We start from the raw sequence: 19,615 nt of genomic DNA, 5'->3' as shown, positions 1-19,615 counted from the left end.
TGTTTTACAAGATAAAACCAGATTTTGCACGTAATACTATCGTAGGATTTGGAAAAATAGGTGTGTATAATTGTAACTAGTTTCTATATGAACTTAAAATCTTTTGTATAAAATATATAAATACTCTGCCATTTCTTCATAATATCCTCTAATCTGTATAATGTAAGATTTATTCTATGATCTGTAATTCTAGATTGAGGGAAGTTATAAGTTCTTATACGTTCAGAACGATCTCCTGATCCTATCTGACTTTTTCTCATTTGTGAGATTTCTGAGTCTCTTTTTTGCTTTTCAAGATTATATAACCTTGCTCTTAATACTTTAAGAGCTTTATTTTTGTGTTGTGATTTTTCATCTCGTTGTATAACAACAATTCCACTTGGTATATGCGTAATACGTACAGCACTATCAGTTGTATTTACAGATTGTCCACCTGGGCCACTTGATCTATACACATCTATTCTTAAATCTTTTTCATCTATTTTTAAATCTACTTCTTCAATTTCTGGTAAAACTGCTACTGTAGCAGCTGAAGTGTAAAGCCTTCCAGATGCTTCAGTTTCTGGTACTCTTTGTACTCTATGTACACCAGATTCAAATTTCAATCTTGCAAATACATTTGACCCACTTATACATAATGAAACTTCCTTATGTCTACCTATACTATTTTAAAATATAGTTTAATATTTAAAATTATAATATCTTTTGGAGAAATACCTCATATTAAAAATACATCAAGTGCATCTCAATATTTTTTTTTTTACACTGCTAAATATAACAGATTTAGTAAAAATAAATGAGTACTTTCAATAGCACTATTTCCATAAATTGCTGATGCAACCAGATTAAAAACAACCATACCTACATTGTTCTCAAAACTGAATTTTTAGACATGACTATTATCCTTAGCAAGTAATAAAGAAATTACTAAAGAAGCAGTAAATATCACAACAGTTTTTCCAAAGGTGTCATACCCACGAAAACTTGCTAGAATTGCTGTTACTACATTAAGAATCCCAATGTTATTATAGGTATTTTTTAAATAATAAGATGCAACATGATTCTTTGTAAAAGAGTCAGTATCTCCAAAAAGGTAAGTCAGGTATTACATACATAAAACTCATAAACATTCCTAACGCAATAATTACATGAAATATTTTTATATTAAAATTATCCACCAGAAAGTAACTCTTCCATTATAGTTTTCTGATAATAGAGAAATAGATGATCTATTATTAAATTCTTATTCTTTTCATTTGTTTATCACTAATGTATTTTTCTAATTATAAAATAACGTTATGAGAAACAAAATATATAATTTTTTATATATTAGTTTTATCTTTAGCTATTAATTAACCTAAATTGACATCTAATACATTAAATTATTAAACACATTACTGATAACATTTCTAACATATATCCAATATCTCATGAAATGTGGCGTTAATAATAATAACAATTATATCAATTTAAATAACATATTCAATTGTAGATAATATAATTTAAAAATTAAATTTCTTATTATAAAAAAGTATAGATTTTATTGTTTTTTTGTATAAAGTAATAAACATATTAATAATATTAATATATTTATATACTATGCAATTATTACTTTTAGTAGACAACAATAATAGAGCTTTCTTATCTGATATGAATTTATATAATTACAAACGAGAAAAATTTATACCACGTAATAAATACATAAAATTAAAAAATACAAAAGGGAAAGAAATACAATTGTTAAATCATATTGATAATAGCGATTTATACGGTACTATTTTTACTAGATTTACCATTATTAGTAGTACAAAGTTTACAAATGAAACTGTTATACTACGTGGTACCAACAGATATAGTCATGATGTCTTCTTAGCACTATTATTAGATAAACACAAGTTCCGCAATTTCTTAGATAAAGAAGATGAACTTTGCCTTTTTGTCAGTGATTTGAATGAAATTTGCATTTTCTTAAATGAGAATAATTATCTCGGTTCAGGATTAACTAATGAACGTAGTGATAAACAATTATTTATTAATTTAAAGAATAATATGACAAAACTTAAACCTAAATCTGATAAAGAAAAATTTTGTACACGCTTTAGCTTTTTTAATGAAGAAAACATTATGGTTAACAGTATTATTGTACCAGCTGAATTGTCTAATATCAGTACTACAAATTTAGCAACAGTGATATTAAAATAATTTATATAGTATATTCAATGCGAAATTATACTGCATATACTAAAATTATGTTCAATAAAAGCTTAATAAAGCATATAATTTGTATATTAATAAAATAAGAAACTCTTTAGTATCACAATACGCTAACACTACGAATCTTTAACATTATATATCCAAGTCATTAATATTAGCAGGAAATGTGAACAATAATGTTGATTGCAATAATGAAATAGGAAACACTACTGTTATTGAATAAATTGTATAGTAAAAAAAAACGTCAATATAAATAAAATTTATAAAGGCAAGTTATCATGCTTGCGCATAATTTTGTTAACTTTCTTTTTTTCTAATAGTTGTAAAGATTTGAATAGATATTCTCTAGTACGTGATGGTATAATAATATCATCGATGTATCCTCTAGAAGCTGCTACATAAGGATTGACTATTTTAGTGCGATACTCATCTATAATATTTTGTATTTTTTCTTTATCCGTTTCATTCCGGAATATTATTTCAACTGCTCCTTCAGCTCCCATAACTGCAATTTCAGCATCCGGCCACGCATAATTGATATCACCGCACAAGTGCTTGGAATTCATTACTATATATGCTCCTCCATATGCTTTACGTACTATTATGCTAATTTTTGGTACAGTAGCTTCCGCATATGCATACAATAATTTTGCACCATGTGCTATAATTCCAGAATGTTCTTGATTCACACCAGGCATAAACCCTGGAACATCTATGAAAGTTATAATTGGAATGTTAAAAGCATCACAAAAACGTATGAATCTTGCTCCTTTTCTTGAAGCATCAATATCCAAACATCCAGCTAAATGTAATGGTTGATTTGCTATCAATCCTACTTTATACCCACCTATCTTACCAAACCCTACAATAATATTACGTGCAAAATCTGGTTTTATCTCGTAAAACAATCTTTCATCACATACTTTTTCTAATAGTTCATTCATATCATACGGTGTAGAACTATTTTTAGGTATTAATGTATTTAAAGATAAATCTTCTGTATCTAGGCATGATACTAATTGAGATTTTGATAATTCTGTATTGTTAGACGTAATAAAATCCATAAATTTACGAACATATAACAATGCTTCAATTTCATCATTGAATACCAAATCCGCAATACCAGTTTTATTAGAATGTACTTTTGCTCCACCAAGATCTTCTTGACTAACATCTTCATACATAACTTTTTTAATTACATCTGGTCCTGTTACAAACATATAAGAAGTATTGCGTACCATGAAAATAAAATCAGTTAATGCAGGAGAATAAACTGCACCACCTGCACAAGGCCCCATAATTATAGATATTTGTGGAACAACACCAGATAAATTGACATTACGTTGAAAAATTTCACCATAACCAGCTAATGAGTCCACTCCTTCTTGTATCCTTGCTCCTCCAGAATCATTAATACCAATTATAGGAAGTCCTAGTGATGCAGCTTTATCCATAATATTGCATATCTTTTTAGCATTTGATTCACTTAATGATCCTCCAAAAACAGTAAAATCTTGAGAATAAACACATACTTTTCTTCCATTAATTGTCCCATACCCAACAACTACACCATCACCAGGTATTTTAGATTTATCCATAGAAAAATTTACAGATCTATGTTCTACAAATGTTCCATATTCTTCAAAAGAATTATCATCTAGTAAAACTGTTAATCTTTCCCTTGCTGTTAGTTTACCTTTAATATGTTGCTTCTCTATTCTAGATACTCCACCACCATAGAATGATTTTAATTTTCTATCGTGTAAATCTTGTAATCCTGAAAAATTCATAATATTTAAAAAGATGAGTACATTAGAATATTCTTACCATATTTTATCATAATATGTAAATTTTTTATAGAAGCATTCCAATACAACCTATTTGAAAGCATTCATTACTTAGCAATTTATATTTTTAAATTTTACAAGTTCAGACCATCAATTACTTTAATGTTACTCTTCTTAATCCTATAGCACCTTGCATAGAAATTTCACATGATATGAGAACACTATTAACAATACCACCATCTTCATTGAAAAAGCGAAAAGGCGTTACACATAGTTTATTATCACTAGTTTTAGGTACAAGACCTACTAAATTGTTTTTCATGTCACAAAATAACTGTTTATCACTACGTTCATAAGTTGGTCCTCCATCAATGTAACTATTATTATCTATGAAAAAACAAGGTGTATCATTTATATTACTCAAAAAAGATTTAAATTCACCTCTATTCAATAACAAAGATAAGAACACTGCTGTACCTGTTTTATCAACACCATGTAGAATCAACTGTTCATTTTTAAATTTCTGACTACTGATTACAGTAAAATTGCTAAAGATAGCATTGTATATATATGGATCAAAAGCAACACATGAATCAATTTCTTCACTTTCATTAATCTCTTTTACAATTTCCTTAAGTGATGGATCACGTGGAATAAATTTACCACCTATATTGTCATACAAAGATACATCAGATAAAAGTAATCTTCCATTTTTGTCCATTAAAAGTAATAATTGTCTCATAATATCAGTATAATTAATATCTTATGATATAATATAAAAAATTAGGAAAGTTCATATTCTACATATATAAAAAAATAACATGTATATAGATCAGATGATAATATGTGCAAATACAACTGGCATGCTTATACATCCAAGCAAAATTATTGTTATATAACAACATGAGAAACCTTAATAAGAATATACAACACACTTTTCAAAAAAACTTCATAATTTACTACTACTTCTACAGTAGAAGTTTTACAAGAAATTGAAAATAGATAAGTAAGAATTTATGATAAGTACCTATTAATTACCTTAATTTTATCATTTTGGGTGTTAGATGGGTTGGAGCAAGTACTTCACATAAAGATAGAACAGTATCAACAATTTTACCATTCTCATTGAAGAATTTGAAAGATATAACATTTGAGTTTATATCAGGCTTCTTAGGTACAAGGTCTTTTAAATTTGCTTTCAGATCACAAAATAACTGTTTATTAGTACGATCATGAGTTGGTCCTCCACCAACATAGTTACTATCATTAACGAAAAAACATGGTGTAAAAGCTGAACGCTCTAGAAAAGACTGAAATTCATTTTTAAATAATGAGAGAGATAAACATACATTTTCACCATGCATATTAACACCACGCATTATTACAAATTCATTATAAAATTTTTTACTATTAATAAAAGTAAAATTACTAAAGCATGAACCTACTAAGTCAAATCTATTCATATAAGGATCTTTACTTTGTTGTTGATCATCACCAGTATCTTTTACCATTGTTCTGATAGATTCATCTCGTGGAACAAATTTACCATTCACTTCCTTACATAACGACATATCATACAAAAAAAGTTTATTATTTCTATCACAAAAAAGTAATAATTGCATAAAATATAACTATAATATTTGATTTCTTATAATTATAGCATAAAAAATTAATATATGAAACATATTGCAACTTGTTGATATAAAAATTACTTATACAGTACTTATAATTAAAAGTATAATAATTTGTAAACTGTTTTAGAGTCATTCTTCCTAACACCGTAGGACTTATACTAACTAATTCAGATGAAGTAGAATTTCTCAAATATTTCATCATCTATTAATAAAGCTAAAGTGTACACACACTATTTCTTTATTAACATTAGGTTTCAGGTTTTGTGATCTTCATATTCAAGAATAATTCCTCAGCTGTACATCAAATTTTTCCTGAATCAACAGTTGATGCGGTATTAGTATTACATTCTTAAATTTCCAGCATTCCTTTCTAATATTGATACCTCGTTAGATTCCACAGAACTTGAAGGAAAATTTTGCTGTAAATCATGTTTATTTATTGAAAATTGAGTACGGTAGTATAAATTACCTTCTTTATCAACAAAATTATAAAAACAAATGTTACCAATGCATTCTTCTTCAGAGTTATCTAATACAATCATTTTTATATATTCATAAAATAATTGCACAGTATTTGATCTTTTAAATCTTACAATATGATCTGGATGATCAAAATCTTCACAGCACCTTGTAGTTACAATCCCGTTAATATCATCACAGTAACTACAATGCACCACTGAATCTATTGAAAATTTTAAGCCTTCAAATATCTCATGAAGAGTCACTGCTTTATTAAGTGTAACAACTATAACTATATGGTGGTTTCTATAAATACCATACAAGAAAACATAATTATAATTTGAGAATACACTTTCAACAATATGCAAATCATTAAATTGAGTACCAATAGCATTATCTAAGTCACATTGGTTACTAGTAAACTCATACGCTAAATTACAATTAAAATTATCATCATATGTATAATACAGATTGAGTGTTTCATTAAATCTACAGTGTTCAGTAGGCACCAGGCAGTATTCATCTGTTTTTAATTTTAATAACGTTAAATTCATAGAAATTTTTACTTATTGTTAATATTCATTAACAATAATAATAAATATTAATTAACTAGTAAATTTATTTTTTAATAAATAAAAAATACACATTATTTATGATATAAAACTCAGCATAATAATTTATGAGCTGTTTTTTGATAAAAAAGACTAACCACTTGATGATTCAGAGTTTAAAATAAGACATGAAATAACATTATGTATACTCTAGTTTAATGTCAGCACTATTTGAAACCAATTGTGCAGTGTTATCTTTGTTAGTGTATTACTTTCTGATATGCTAAAATCATTTCTTGATACAATACTACTGTCATTTTGTATTACATGATGTCTTTTTCCAATTTGTCTTTTAGTATTCTCCTATTACAAAGACAACTTGTCTATTCCAACAGAATATTCTTTTTTGTATGCTATGAGATTTTTACAACTTCTACTTATTTTTTATTTACCTTTCACATTATGACATACTATTGACATAACATATTTTCTTCTACAACTAATAGAAGTACTTTCTTTTAAAGAGGAATCTAACTGTAGTTCTTTAGTACAATTTGTTAATGGATTACAGATTGTACTAAGTTATAATAATCTTTATAATATAAATTGTTCCCTCAGTAAAAAAAACTACAATATAAGAACCACCATATATACCACTTTTACGCATATGATTAATATTCTATCTTTGATGTAGTAATAAAATATTGAAACAGTTAATAATCTCATTAACTTAATGTTTGGATATGGGTCATCAAGTACTTTATGTTGTTTCACTTTTTTACAAAATGTTTTATTATGAGATGTAGTATACCCAACATAAACTATCAACTTACTTAAAAATTTAAAGTCGTTAAGCATATCATCAATAGTTATGTCTTTATCAATTTGAATAGCTAAAGCTAATTTATTATTTTTATATAAAGAGTACATAACAGCATAGTTGTAACTCACTAATGTGTTTTGAATGATATTGATCTCACTAAATTTATTATTAATTAATATATTCAATATATTTTTAGTGCTTGGAAAGACAGTGCTTATATATCTGTTACAATTACTAAATGTACTATTAACATACGGTAAATCATGAAAATTTTTATTAACGTATAGACATTACATACTTGATGTTAATTTTAATAATTTTAAATTCATAAAACTTTCAAATGTAATAATATATTAACATAGTAATAAAAATATTGATATATTTAATAAGTAAAAGTAAATTTATTCTTTAGAAATTTTAATTAAAATCAACAATAAAAATAAATATTATGTGTAAATCTAAAGATATTTAAAAATAGACTTATGAGAATTTCTGTATGATAAAAAAATAAATGCAAAGAAGTATTTTGTAAATCTTAATTCATATCTAGATGCATGATAATGTAATGCTAACTACTATAATTATCACTATTCTTTCTAATTATTTTCATATTTTACAAGCAACATTGTCATAGAACATAAGAAAAATATATAAGTATTGTTATAGAAATTACATAGATGAATGTTTAGATGATGCTTAAGAAATAGATTCTTACGCTTTTACGATGCTTTAACATTCTAAATTATTGTCACTTATTTAGTTTCAGTAGCTCTAATTTGACGTTGTTTATGTTTTCTACGAAGCAAATTAGCTTTTAATGCACTCGCTAAAGCTTTCTTTTTAGATACGCCTTTAATTTTTTTTGACTTATTCATAATAAAAAATAAAATAGAGATAATTAAGCCGTTATAGCTTAGTGGCAAAGCACATCATTGGTAATGATGCGACCTAAGTTCGATTCTTGGTAACGGCACATATATCTTAAGGATATATTTTTTTACGAAATTGTAAACATATAAAATAACGTATGTAACTTCTATACATGCAACGCCACACTAACCTACAATACAACATATGCAGTATTACATTGTGTAATAATATATACAATCAGTCATTATAATACATAATTGGACATTTTTTAATTATATTACAGAGACCAAGTACCAAACATTCAAAAGTACACAATCAACATGTTATACACATTAACTATCTGTAATGCTATACCTTATATAATTACTTTACAAAAAAACTGAAATATAAAACAATTCTAATTTTTATAATATTTTACTACTTTTTATGTCACATGATGTAATAACTCGATTTGCTCCTTCCCCAACCGGACATTTACATTTAGGAGGAGCAAGAACTGCATTATTTAACTGGTTGTACGCTAAGCATAATAATGGTAAATTTCTATTACGCATTGAAGATACTGATAAAAAAAGATCATCTCAAGAACTTATAGATTCTATTATTAACGCAATGTCTTGGTTAAAAATCCATTATGATGGAAAAGCAGTATTGCAATCTGAAAATATATCTAGACACGTTGAAATTGCAAATCAATTAATGTTAAATAATAAAGCATATTACTGTTATTGTTCTGAAGAAGAAATAAATAAAGAAAAAGAAGAATCTGCTAAAAAAGGTTTATATTATAAACATAATTGCATATGGAAAAATAAAAGTGCACCTAATAGTAACATTACGAGAGTTGTTAGATTAAAAAGCCCTACAGATGGTGTAACATCATTTGATGATGAAGTATATGGTAATATTACAGTCAATAACTCACAATTAGATGATATGATTTTATTACGTTCAGATAATACTCCTACCTATCTTTTATCAGTAGTTGTTGACGATCATGACATGAACATTAGTCATATTATTAGAGGAACAGATCACTTAACAAATACAGCACGTCAATTATTGATATACAATGCATTAGAATGGGATCCACCTAAATTTGCCCATATTCCACTGATACATGATGAAAATGGAAATAAGTTATCTAAAAGACATCAAGCAATTGGTATACATGAATATAAAAACTCAGGCATATTACCAGAAGCCATATTCAATTATCTACTAAGAATGGGATGGAGTCATGAAAATGATGAAGTTATTACTATAGATCAAGCAATAAGATGGTTTTCTATTGAAGGTATTGGACAGTCTCCATCAAGATTAGATAGTAAAAAACTAGAATTTTTAAATAATCATTACATCAATATAACTGATAATGAAACAATTTTGAATATGATAATTCCAATTATAGAAGAAAAAACAGGACATATAATAACTGATGTAAAAAAAGGTTATCTATTAAAAGGATTAAGTGAGCTAAAGAAAAGAACAAAAAATTTGGTAAATTTAGCAAAAGAATCCCTATTTTATGTTGAAGATATTCCAATTTCAATTGATCAAGAATCAATTACTGTTATAAAAGATTACAAACATATATTTTCTATTTTATATGATAATCTATCTAAAATCTCAGAAAAAGATTGGAATCACAATATATTAATGTCAATAATTAAAGATATATCATGTAATTTAGAAGTAAAAATTAGCATTGTCTACCACTGTTTACGTGCATCCATTACAGGCAGAATGAATGCTCCTAGTATTATTGAAATCATGATTAACCTTCAACACAAAGAGTGTCTACAACGCATCAAGTATGCATTGGATGTAATATAATTTTTACAACGTAAAATCAATTAATAGCAAGTTATCGTAGTTATATAATAAAATAGTTTAATTAATAATGATAAGATAAGTATAATATAGAAATTTTTATTCAATAATTATAAAAACAATTTATTGATTTTACTGATTAAATCCGTATTACTATTGTAACTTTGTAATTCAATAGGAACTTTCATAAGATAATACATTCCAAAAAAGCTTATTTAAGTAATAAGCTATATTAAAGAATATATTGTGCAATACAACAGTACTAAAGTAATATGTAACTGAAATTTCAGTATATTAATTGTTGTATTCAATAATTTCTATTAAATTAAAAATACTATCTTAGGATTAATAAAATTACTTCTATGATAAAATATTATTTAAAGTTTACAATATCATAATTACTAATATAATACTTATGTGTTTTGTTAATGGTTATATAAAATGTGGTCCGTATTAAAACAAAAAGTGCTAGGAGGAGCTGGTAAAGAGTTTGATGAAAATCAAGAAAAAAATAAAGAAAGAGTTAATAAAGAATTATTAGAAAAAAGTAAAAAGAGATCATTAAAAAAAGAAGAAGGACTCACACAAATAGAAACCACGCAACTACAAACAATACAAGAACTTAGTACAGAGGAAATTCCTCAAACACTAGCAGATGTAAAAATAGAATGTTATGATGGCAACCAAGAACAAGAGAAAGCATTAACTACTCAAGAATCATTAGAAAAGAAAGAAGAAAAATATGCAGAAATAGACATTTCACAATTACAACAAGTGCAAGAACTGAGTACTGAAAAAATTTATCAAGAACAAAGAGAACAACATTATACTCAAACTAAACTTTACGAAAAAGCAGGAGCAAGACCAAAGGTAACATCAGGAACAGTAGGGAAAAAAATAGAAAAAAGAGGTAAGAAACAACCAACAGCATCAGTACCAACAGAAAGTGAAATAGAAGAACAAAAAAAAGCAGAAGTTAGAGAAGCAAAACAAGAAGAGAAAGCATTACAAGAGGCACTAAGTAAACTTAAATTAAGACCTGTTTCATGCGTTGAAAGAATGTTATCTTATTATGATGAAGAAAAGAAAAAAGATTATCAAGAATTAGCTAATATGGTACAAACAATAACACCTAATGATATTAATGTGAAAAGTACAAAATGTATAGGTAATACTGATCCAGTAAGTGGAAAAATGTATGTTTCATGTAACAGAGATAAATCACTTAAAGTAGAAGTAAAAGGAGATTCCTTATTTATAGTAAATTGTAGATTATCAAACAAATATTTATCAGAAAATTCAAGAGTTAATTGTGCTTTTCCACCAAAAACGCCAAAACAAAGGAAACGTAAAGCTATAGTTTACTGTTTTGTAGATGGTAATAATACTAGTAAGTTTTTAGAAACTTGTACTACTACTTCATTATCATCTTATTTTTTGAATTCACAATGTCCTTTCAATTTTTGCAATGTCAAATATGTACATTTCTATACAAAACATCAAAATAACAAGAATCTGGATTTATCAGATGAGAAAGAAGCTTTAGAATGTTTTGGAGGTTTAACAAATGTAGAATTTATAGATAGTAGATCATCACCAAGCTCAAGTTTATCTTCTTCACCAAGTACTAGTGGATCTTCTTCTTCCCACTCATCTTCACCTACTGAATCAAGTAGCTCAGGATCACCATCCTCAGATTTCAAAAGTTCTTTTACAAGTAAATTTACCAGAAGGCAGCATCATGCATCATAAATATACTATTTAACAAGTAATATAGAAAAATTTGTACAGTTTATTGACTAATATTTAATAAAATAATAGTTTTATTATAAATGCGATGAAAACTGTATTTTGATATAAATAAAAAGTATATGCTTAACCTGCATCAAGGAGAATTAGTTTTAGCTATAAAACATTATGTAAGAAGTTAGATATTGTGTCCAAAGTTAAAATTGATCCAAATATATATTGTATAGGTAATACTGTAGAAAGTACTAATAGATTGCAAGTACATGTTAGTAACAAAAGACATAACAGGACACAAGTTCAACCAATAGGTAATTCTCTATTCTTATTAAAAGCTAGGTTTCCATCTGGCTTAGTAAAAAATGATAGTCATTTACGCTCAATATATGCACTATCAAACAAAGAAAAAGAAGAACTTTCCATTGCTGCTAATTTATACTGTCTAGTAAAAAAAGATGCTCTTGCAGAATTCAATATATTAAAAGAAAAGATACTAAATAAAGAACAAAAATACATTAATTATTTTATTAATTATGGCAATATAGTATTTGCTAATTTAACTATAGACAGCAATCCTAAAAGTCAATATAATGAACATTTTGCTTTACAAAACATTGCACAATTAGATGCAGATTTTATTGTAGAACAAGAGCAAAACACTACATTATCAATACCTAAATCAAGAATGAGAATAGGTAAATTAGATACTATAGAAGAAGAAAATAGTAATTTATTAACTTAATATGACTATAAAAAATAACTTATCTTAATAACCAGAGATACATTTTTGTTTTGTATAAAATAACTGATATACAAGAATTTACCAAAATAATTTTCTATTACATATGCTTGTACCACAAGAAGTAATAGCTTCTAATAGCTTATTATGTGAGTATGTGAAATACACCACTATCAATATAAAAAGTGCTACTTGTATCGGTAGTACAGATATCATTAATAATAAATTAAAAATACATATTTCAAAAGATAGTAATTTACAACCAATAGTTCAACCACATGCTAAGTCTTTGTTTTTACTGGAAGTGACAATACCATCTAGCATAGTAAAAAATGATCCATATTTAAGAAACATTTATATAATATCACAATCAGAATCACTAGATGCTAATTTATATTGCCTAGTAGATGCTTCACATATACAAAGTTTTACTAATGAAATATATGATACTGTACAAAATAAAGTACCAAAATTTGTTGATAATATTTTTAAATACACAGAAGTTATATTTGCAAAATTAGAAATAGATTCTCATCTTAAACTTAATGAATATGAAATATTATGCAGCATTTTACCAGATGCTGAGTTTATTATCCACGAAATAGAAGAAAAAAATTCTTGTTGTTCCTGCTGTCCACCCTTCACTTCAAAACAAAACATTACCAGAGTACAATCACAAGAAAGTTTACTACAAGAAAACGATGCAGAACAAGTTACATTACCAAAACCAGAAGATAATATTACTAATACGTCAATTTCATCAACAGATTCATCAACTGAACATAATAGTATTTCATCATTATTATCTTTTGTAAATGTAACAATAGAAAGCATTAATAGTTTTCAAAATAATAGTAAATAAAGTATATACCCTTTATTATTAATATTAATTAATTTTCTTTTATATAATAATTAATTTAAAACATAAAAACATTAAAATTTTTATTGTAATGTTGTTAATTTTATTTATTATTTAATTAAAATGAATTAATTATTATATATTTATTATGCAACAAAGTATATATATTTCAAAAATAGTAAATGATTACTTATGTATCAAAGGAGACAATTTTTCCTTTATTTATAGTGAATGTTATTGTATAGGCAATACACCAGAAAACAATGATACATTAGAAATACATGTTTTAAAAACTTATAACAGTAACAAAAAAATAACACCAAACGGAAATTCAGTATTTTCACTAAATACACGCTATCCTTTAAAAACAATAATGCAATTAAACATGCAATTAAAAAAGATTAATCTTATAAACCTTTCACAAAATGATTTAAAAGAAGAAAGTATAAGTGCAAAGCTTTATATTTTTGTAAAAAGAAATAAGCTTCAGCAATTTATTGAAGATGTATTAAATAATGATAAACCTGGTGCTGTTGTAGTTCCATCTGAATACGGTAGCATTATATATACAATGTTGTATACAGATGATTTTGTAAAATATTTTGATGAAGAAACTGCTTTAACAAATTTCTCACGAATAGCTTCTGCACCTAAAAACTATCCTGAATTTAGAATCATACATAAACAACATAGCATTATTTCTAAATTACTAAATAATATGAAATGTATTTCACAAAATAATCTAATATCAGATAAAACTTCAACAATAAGTAGCACAAAAAATTCAAATACCATAATAAGAAACCCTCACGAATACAAATCTGATGATGTTGTAACAACAGTTAGTACAAAAACTTCACCAAGTATAATTACAGAGCAACAAGAATCTGATGATCATTCAACAATAAGTAAGTTAAAAACTTTAAAAAAATCAAGAAAAAGACAAAGATATGGAAGATTATTATTAGTCAAACCTAGTTTAAGTACTATACAAGAAGAACCATCAGTAATGATATATTAAGTTGTAAATATGATTATACATTTTTCACTGTTATAAACATAAATAGGATGTGTAAAATACTCTATAAATAAACTATAAAATATTAACTAATATTTATTTATATAAATTCATACATAAGATCTAGTGATATATCATGACTACTAATTAACATATGATTTCATATATAATATACTTAATAGTAAAATATATTTGTTGCAAGATCGAGGACAGTACAAGCGTGCTTTATGTACAAATATTTAATACATGGATTTTATAATACATAATCCTGTTTGTATTGGCAATACAGTATATTATATTAGACTTTCAGTATTATCTATGTACAAGGTAGTATACAAAAAATCTTATGTATCCTTTTCTAATTATTACTAAAAGGAAAAAGAGTTCTCAGTTAATAGACTTACTGCTAATATAGAAGTATTCTGGTTAGTAGACAAGAACAATTAAAAAAAATTCACAAAAAAGCAACAAAATATTACACTTAGTGGTCACAAATTGCATTTTTTTATATCAATTTCTAGAAGATAATCTACTAAAAGGTAAAAAAGTATAAAGCTTTACTATATATTTATGAATAAAGCAAATAACAAAATTCATCAGTAACACATTAAATACAACACAACCAGTAACAATAATAAACTACTTTCTCTTATATTAAAACACTACATAAATGTGATATATTTGAAGAATAATCAGATATAAGAGGGATTTATCAGAAAATTGCAAACTAGATTTTGACGTCTACTACGCTAGCACAAATAAAAAGAGTCATACATTTCTCCTTTAACAGCATTATCTTAACTAAAAAGGTATCGGAACTTAACAATATTACATATTAATCCAGGAGAGTAATAAGCTATTTGATTTTAAACATAAAAATATTAATTAAAATATCTAATTATCATATAACAATAAATTATTGTTTACATAGCCAAAATTAGATAACTATTTCTGATTCTTCTTATCAAGACTTACTATTTATCATAAGAATTAAATCAGAGTATTCATATGCTAGGTATGTTAGGTAATACACTAGAAGAGCAAGTAATAATGAATTATTTTCAAGTATATCAAAGGAAGAAGGAATTCTATATAAGAGGTGTTATTGCATAGGTAATACTGAAAAAGATAATGCATTACAATTACATATGGATAATTATAAATAAGAATTCTCGTAATCCAATAGGAGATTCTATGTTTTTGTTAAAGGCATTGCTGCCAAGATTCAGTAAAAACCCTGATAGCAAGATACAAAAAGTAATATGTAGTAACGAAAGTGATAATTGTTGGATACATATACATTATTAGTACCTGAAAATAAACCCAATGAATTTATTAGTGATATATATACAAAATTAATACATGTCAAATCATCACAAGCAGTAATTTTATATGCGTTAATATGTATATTATTTCATTATTTAAATTACTATATAATATGAGCCATTCATAATACATGCAATATAGGATAATAATGCAACACACGTCATTTCAATAACTCTCAACCATATTGTAACTAACTTGATTGATATCTACAATTTAAATTTATCTTACTTTAACGATCAATCCTTTAACGCAAAGTTATTTTATTCTCATGACATTAGTGCAGCTTTTATTAAGACATGAACATATAAATTATTGAAATAAAAAATATAGAAATTTTTCACACTTTCCACTTCAGAATTAGCACAACTATAATAGAAAAACTTACAATTAAAAATTGCATAATACCAAAATTAGCAACATGCCTTCTTTAATACCATTCTTTAAAAAAGACTTACTAATCTTTTGCAAATTATTACAGGCACTCTCAAGAATATTACTCTTAATATACAGACATATTAGCTCCACTATATTACCATAACTTTATGGATTTATTCTAAATCATTAATATAACTTATAAAATTTGTTAATATTGCTTAACAATATTACGAGCTTTCTTTATAATAAAAAAGCTTAACATACAATAAAATACAGTCAACATTTTCAATATCATTTCCTTAACTCATGTATACTGATTTGTTTTCTAAGAAAGAAAATAAAAAATATTTACAGACAGTTATCTCGCACTAACAGTAACATTTCAATACAATATTTGCTAAAACATTAGTATAAAAACAATTACATTTTTACTAATAAAATATTTGTTTAAAAATGGATGATTTACTATATATTAAAAGTAAAACATACTAAGAACAATTAGAACACAGTCAAGATGTTAAATTTTCTTTTTTCTGTATTTCCAATAGTATATCTTTCATTTTATCAGGAGTTAATTTTTCATAATAATCATCATTGATCTGCACAACAGGAGCATTAACGCATGCACCTAAACATTCCACTTCCTTCAAAGTAAATAAGTTATCACTTGTTGTCTCACCAATACCTATATTAAGCAATTCCTTGCATGACTTTAAAACATCATCACTACCACATAACCAACAAGGAGTTGTTCTACACACTTGAACTAAATATTTACCAGTAACAGACAAATTATACATGGAGTAAAACTTTGCTACTTCATATACATGTATCAGCTGCATACCTAAAAAATCCGCTATATAATTTATAGCAGAAGATGGAATAAAACCACCACACTGTTTTTGTGCTATATGCAATAAAGCCATTACAGCACTAGATTTTCTATCTTGAGGATATTTATTAATTGTATCTTTTGCATGTTTTAGATTTTCCTTACTAAATTTAAATTCTCCAATATAATTTGTATTACTATTTTTTTGTGTACTAGACATTATTTATTACCTATCTATTTCTCCAAATACTATATCTAAAGACCCAATTATAGCTGTTAAATCAGCCAACATATGACCTTTTGCTATAATATCTATTGCTTGTAAATGAGCAAACCCAGGAGCTCTAATTCTACACCGATATGGTTTATTTGTTCCATCAGACACTATATATACACCAAACTCACCTTTCGGAGCTTCAACAGCCATATACGTCTCACCTACTGGTACACTATAACCTTCTGAATACAATTTAAAATGATGTATCAACGCCTCCATAGATTCCTTCATCTCTGATCTTTTTGGTGGAGCAATTTTTCTATCATCTGTCTTTACAGGACCATCTGGTAAACGATCCAAACATTGTTCAAGTAGTTTTATTGATTGTCTAATCTCTGCCATTCTTACAAGATAACGATCATAGCAATCCCCATTTTCTCCAACAGGAATCTCGAATTCTAAATCTTCATATATTTCATAAGGTTGACTTTTACGTAGGTCCCAAGGAATACCACATGCTCTTAACATTGGACCAGAAAACCCCCAATCCAGAGCCTGTTTTTTCGACACAACACCAATATCAACATTACGTTGTTTCCAAATTCTATTTTCAGTTAATAGATCATCTATATCATCCATAAATTTAGAAAATGTACTAACAAATTTAAATATATCATCAATCAAATCACTCGGTACATCAGCTGCTACACCACCTGGGCGAATATATGCAGAATGAAATCTTGCACCTGATGCTCTTTCATAAAAACCTAAAATTTTTTCTCTTTCTTCAAACATCCATAACAATGGAGTCATAGCGCCTATATCTAGTGCTTGACTTGATATATTTAACAGATGATTTAATATTCTAGTCAATTCACAAAAAATAACACGTAAGTATTTTGCTCTAATTGGTATTTCACATTTTAATAATTTTTCTACACATAAAGAATAGGCATGTTCTTGAGCCATTGGAGATACGTAATCAAGACGATCAAAATATGGTAAAGCTTGCAAATATGTTTTATACTCTATTAATTTTTCAGTTCCTCTATGTAATAACCCAATATGTGGATCTATTCTTTCTATAACTTCTCCACCCATTTCTAAAACTAAACGCATCACACCATGAGCTGCAGGATGCTGAGGACCAAAATTTAAAGTCATTGGCGTGATTTTGACTTGATCAGACATCTAATAAGTTACCAAGTAATTAACCATAAATTATGTAAGCACATATATCATCATGTCAAGAATAAGCTTTCAGTATGGTATTATAAACAAAACAAAAATTGTCATTTTTTTACAAATACATTATACTAAAATCAACACAAAATTTAAAGAAAATACTAATTTTCGTATTTATAGTATTATTTTACAGAATAGTCATTACAAATTAAAAATAAATAAATCATATCTTACTAAATCTATTAAATAACTTATTGAATTCTATTGGATATAGCCTTATCCTACTAAACTTGATATTACCAATAACTTACTGTAGAAAATTAAGAATCTGTATTCTCATCTGGGAACATGATATTTTACATTCAATATGCACTCCTAGACCTATTTCAAGCAAGTATATACTTGGTTCTGGTTATATAACATTGATTAATTACATTAGATAATATTCTTATACTTTTGAATTTCTTAAGATATTTATATTTTATAACTTAATTGAAATTTTCTTTAGGAGAACTATCTTTTATAGTTTTAGTAAATAATGAGGCTTGGTTTTAATATATCTAGAAATAAAAAATACATCAGATTGAGATATATAAAGTGAATTCTTATTAATATACTTTTAATTAATAAATTCTATAGCCCATAAAAATATTATGTTTATTTTAAGAAAAAAAGATAAAAATCCTACAATATCTCAATTAGATAGACTTACTTTATATCAATATATTTAATAAATTGATTAACAACCTTAACTTAAAAAACAGAAAACAATTAAATATTATTATACATATATATTCAATACAACTTTGGATTATCCTATACTATAATTAACACAAGTGAAAAAACATATAAAAACATGTCATTATTTGTAAGATTAATCTACTTATTAGTCATTTCTATGTAATACACAGTATCATACTTAAGATTCAATGTTTATATATCAGCACCATTTCTTAAATGTAAGATTACATTAATGTAATATGATCAAATAACAGGTATTAATATAAATCACAATTACACATAAGTCTCAAAACAAATAACAGATAAAAAATATGTATGTTTTTGCATAAAATTAATAGTTCAACAATTATACTGCTTTTCAATATTTTTTTAATATTCAAAACACGTCAAACTTTTACAATCTCTC

Annotated in this window: 16 protein-coding genes, 1 tRNA gene and 1 pseudogene; 8 read left to right on the top strand and 10 right to left on the bottom strand. The window is 26.1% G+C overall.

Annotated features, from left to right (window positions below; all coding sequences use genetic code 11):
* Window positions 1-131: 131 nt before the first annotated feature.
* Together ECAJ_RS02300 and ECAJ_RS05120 are read right to left on the bottom strand one after the other, a co-directional pair.
* Window positions 132-662 (bottom strand): annotated as a pseudogene (locus ECAJ_RS02300) (peptide chain release factor-like protein); the annotation flags it as partial.
* A 224-nt stretch (window positions 663-886) separates the two neighbouring features.
* On the bottom strand, window positions 887-1,015 hold the full coding sequence (locus ECAJ_RS05120; RefSeq protein ID WP_331270708.1) for a hypothetical protein: 129 nt from the start codon (window positions 1,013-1,015) through the stop codon (window positions 887-889).
* Between the two features lie 584 nt (window positions 1,016-1,599).
* Here ECAJ_RS05120 and ECAJ_RS02295 point away from each other — a divergent pair.
* On the top strand, window positions 1,600-2,202 hold the full coding sequence (locus tag ECAJ_RS02295) for a hypothetical protein (RefSeq protein ID WP_011304558.1): 603 nt from the start codon (window positions 1,600-1,602) through the stop codon (window positions 2,200-2,202).
* Window positions 2,203-2,474: 272 nt separating this feature from the next.
* Here the strand turns inward: ECAJ_RS02295 and ECAJ_RS02290 are convergent, their stop codons facing one another.
* The 6 genes from ECAJ_RS02290 to ECAJ_RS05115 form a co-directional block, all read right to left on the bottom strand.
* Entirely contained in the window at window positions 2,475-4,004 is a 1,530-nt protein-coding gene (locus ECAJ_RS02290; protein WP_011304557.1) for an acyl-CoA carboxylase subunit beta, read from the bottom strand.
* A 151-nt stretch (window positions 4,005-4,155) separates the two neighbouring features.
* Window positions 4,156-4,743 carry a hypothetical protein gene (locus ECAJ_RS02285; protein WP_011304556.1) on the bottom strand — a complete coding sequence of 196 codons (588 nt, stop codon included), beginning with the start codon at window positions 4,741-4,743 and terminating at the stop codon, window positions 4,156-4,158.
* Between the two features lie 292 nt (window positions 4,744-5,035).
* The gene (locus ECAJ_RS02280) at window positions 5,036-5,623 is read right to left on the bottom strand and encodes a hypothetical protein (RefSeq protein WP_011304555.1); all 588 of its coding nucleotides are present in this window, start codon (window positions 5,621-5,623) and stop codon (window positions 5,036-5,038) included.
* Window positions 5,624-5,976: 353 nt separating this feature from the next.
* Window positions 5,977-6,648, bottom strand: a complete 672-nt coding sequence (locus tag ECAJ_RS02270) for a hypothetical protein (RefSeq protein ID WP_011304554.1) — start codon at window positions 6,646-6,648, stop codon at window positions 5,977-5,979.
* A 624-nt stretch (window positions 6,649-7,272) separates the two neighbouring features.
* Complete coding sequence (locus ECAJ_RS02265) at window positions 7,273-7,575, bottom strand: hypothetical protein (protein ID WP_155799194.1); 303 nt, start codon at window positions 7,573-7,575, stop codon at window positions 7,273-7,275.
* A 645-nt stretch (window positions 7,576-8,220) separates the two neighbouring features.
* Complete coding sequence (locus ECAJ_RS05115; protein ID WP_267892276.1) at window positions 8,221-8,343, bottom strand: hypothetical protein; 123 nt, start codon at window positions 8,341-8,343, stop codon at window positions 8,221-8,223.
* A gap of 27 nt (window positions 8,344-8,370) precedes the next feature.
* On the opposite strand from ECAJ_RS05115, the gene ECAJ_RS02260 reads away from it, so the two are divergent.
* From ECAJ_RS02260 to ECAJ_RS05025, 7 genes are all read left to right on the top strand, one after another.
* Window positions 8,371-8,441: transfer RNA gene (locus tag ECAJ_RS02260), tRNA-Thr, on the top strand.
* Window positions 8,442-8,764: 323 nt separating this feature from the next.
* Complete coding sequence (gene gltX, locus ECAJ_RS02255) at window positions 8,765-10,174, top strand: glutamate--tRNA ligase (RefSeq protein ID WP_011304552.1); 1,410 nt, start codon at window positions 8,765-8,767, stop codon at window positions 10,172-10,174.
* A gap of 438 nt (window positions 10,175-10,612) precedes the next feature.
* The gene (locus tag ECAJ_RS02250; protein ID WP_011304551.1) at window positions 10,613-11,923 is read left to right on the top strand and encodes a DUF3023 domain-containing protein; all 1,311 of its coding nucleotides are present in this window, start codon (window positions 10,613-10,615) and stop codon (window positions 11,921-11,923) included.
* A 184-nt stretch (window positions 11,924-12,107) separates the two neighbouring features.
* Window positions 12,108-12,659 carry a DUF3023 domain-containing protein gene (locus ECAJ_RS02245; protein ID WP_011304550.1) on the top strand — a complete coding sequence of 184 codons (552 nt, stop codon included), beginning with the start codon at window positions 12,108-12,110 and terminating at the stop codon, window positions 12,657-12,659.
* Window positions 12,660-12,762: 103 nt separating this feature from the next.
* Window positions 12,763-13,518: a DUF3023 domain-containing protein gene (locus tag ECAJ_RS02240; RefSeq protein ID WP_011304549.1), complete on the top strand. Its 756-nt coding sequence runs from the start codon at window positions 12,763-12,765 to the stop codon at window positions 13,516-13,518.
* Between the two features lie 145 nt (window positions 13,519-13,663).
* Complete coding sequence (locus ECAJ_RS02235; RefSeq protein WP_011304548.1) at window positions 13,664-14,536, top strand: DUF3023 domain-containing protein; 873 nt, start codon at window positions 13,664-13,666, stop codon at window positions 14,534-14,536.
* 1,128 nt (window positions 14,537-15,664) lie between these two features.
* Window positions 15,665-15,841 (top strand): hypothetical protein, encoded by a 177-nt coding sequence (locus ECAJ_RS05025; protein WP_155799193.1) that lies wholly within the window; start codon window positions 15,665-15,667, stop codon window positions 15,839-15,841.
* 902 nt (window positions 15,842-16,743) lie between these two features.
* Here the strand turns inward: ECAJ_RS05025 and nuoE are convergent.
* Window positions 16,744-17,286 carry an NADH-quinone oxidoreductase subunit NuoE gene (nuoE, locus tag ECAJ_RS02230; protein ID WP_011304547.1) on the bottom strand — a complete coding sequence of 181 codons (543 nt, stop codon included), beginning with the start codon at window positions 17,284-17,286 and terminating at the stop codon, window positions 16,744-16,746.
* 6 nt (window positions 17,287-17,292) lie between these two features.
* Entirely contained in the window at window positions 17,293-18,474 is a 1,182-nt protein-coding gene (locus ECAJ_RS02225; protein WP_011304546.1) for an NADH-quinone oxidoreductase subunit D, read from the bottom strand.
* Window positions 18,475-19,615 lie beyond the last annotated feature (1,141 nt).

Origin of the sequence: Ehrlichia canis str. Jake (assembly GCF_000012565.1) — a bacterium.
In the GTDB taxonomy this organism is placed as follows: domain Bacteria; phylum Pseudomonadota; class Alphaproteobacteria; order Rickettsiales; family Anaplasmataceae; genus Ehrlichia; species Ehrlichia canis.
Note: the sequence above shows the minus strand (reverse complement) of the source record. Positions and strands in the feature narration are given on the sequence as shown.

Coding starts and splice junctions, on each gene's coding strand:
- ECAJ_RS02295 (WP_011304558.1), top strand. CDS start 1,600: ATGCAATTATTACTTTTAGTAGACAACAATAATAGAGCTTTCTTATCT.
- ECAJ_RS02290 (WP_011304557.1), bottom strand. CDS start 4,004: ATGAATTTTTCAGGATTACAAGATTTACACGATAGAAAATTAAAATCA.
- ECAJ_RS02285 (WP_011304556.1), bottom strand. CDS start 4,743: ATGAGACAATTATTACTTTTAATGGACAAAAATGGAAGATTACTTTTA.
- ECAJ_RS02280 (WP_011304555.1), bottom strand. CDS start 5,623: ATGCAATTATTACTTTTTTGTGATAGAAATAATAAACTTTTTTTGTAT.
- ECAJ_RS02270 (WP_011304554.1), bottom strand. CDS start 6,648: ATGAATTTAACGTTATTAAAATTAAAAACAGATGAATACTGCCTGGTG.
- ECAJ_RS02265 (WP_155799194.1), bottom strand. CDS start 7,575: ATGTACTCTTTATATAAAAATAATAAATTAGCTTTAGCTATTCAAATT.
- ECAJ_RS05115 (WP_267892276.1), bottom strand. CDS start 8,343: ATGAATAAGTCAAAAAAAATTAAAGGCGTATCTAAAAAGAAAGCTTTA.
- gltX (WP_011304552.1), top strand. CDS start 8,765: ATGTCACATGATGTAATAACTCGATTTGCTCCTTCCCCAACCGGACAT.
- ECAJ_RS02250 (WP_011304551.1), top strand. CDS start 10,613: ATGTGGTCCGTATTAAAACAAAAAGTGCTAGGAGGAGCTGGTAAAGAG.
- ECAJ_RS02240 (WP_011304549.1), top strand. CDS start 12,763: ATGCTTGTACCACAAGAAGTAATAGCTTCTAATAGCTTATTATGTGAG.
- ECAJ_RS02235 (WP_011304548.1), top strand. CDS start 13,664: ATGCAACAAAGTATATATATTTCAAAAATAGTAAATGATTACTTATGT.
- ECAJ_RS05025 (WP_155799193.1), top strand. CDS start 15,665: ATGCATTACAATTACATATGGATAATTATAAATAAGAATTCTCGTAAT.
- nuoE (WP_011304547.1), bottom strand. CDS start 17,286: ATGTCTAGTACACAAAAAAATAGTAATACAAATTATATTGGAGAATTT.
- ECAJ_RS02225 (WP_011304546.1), bottom strand. CDS start 18,474: ATGTCTGATCAAGTCAAAATCACGCCAATGACTTTAAATTTTGGTCCT.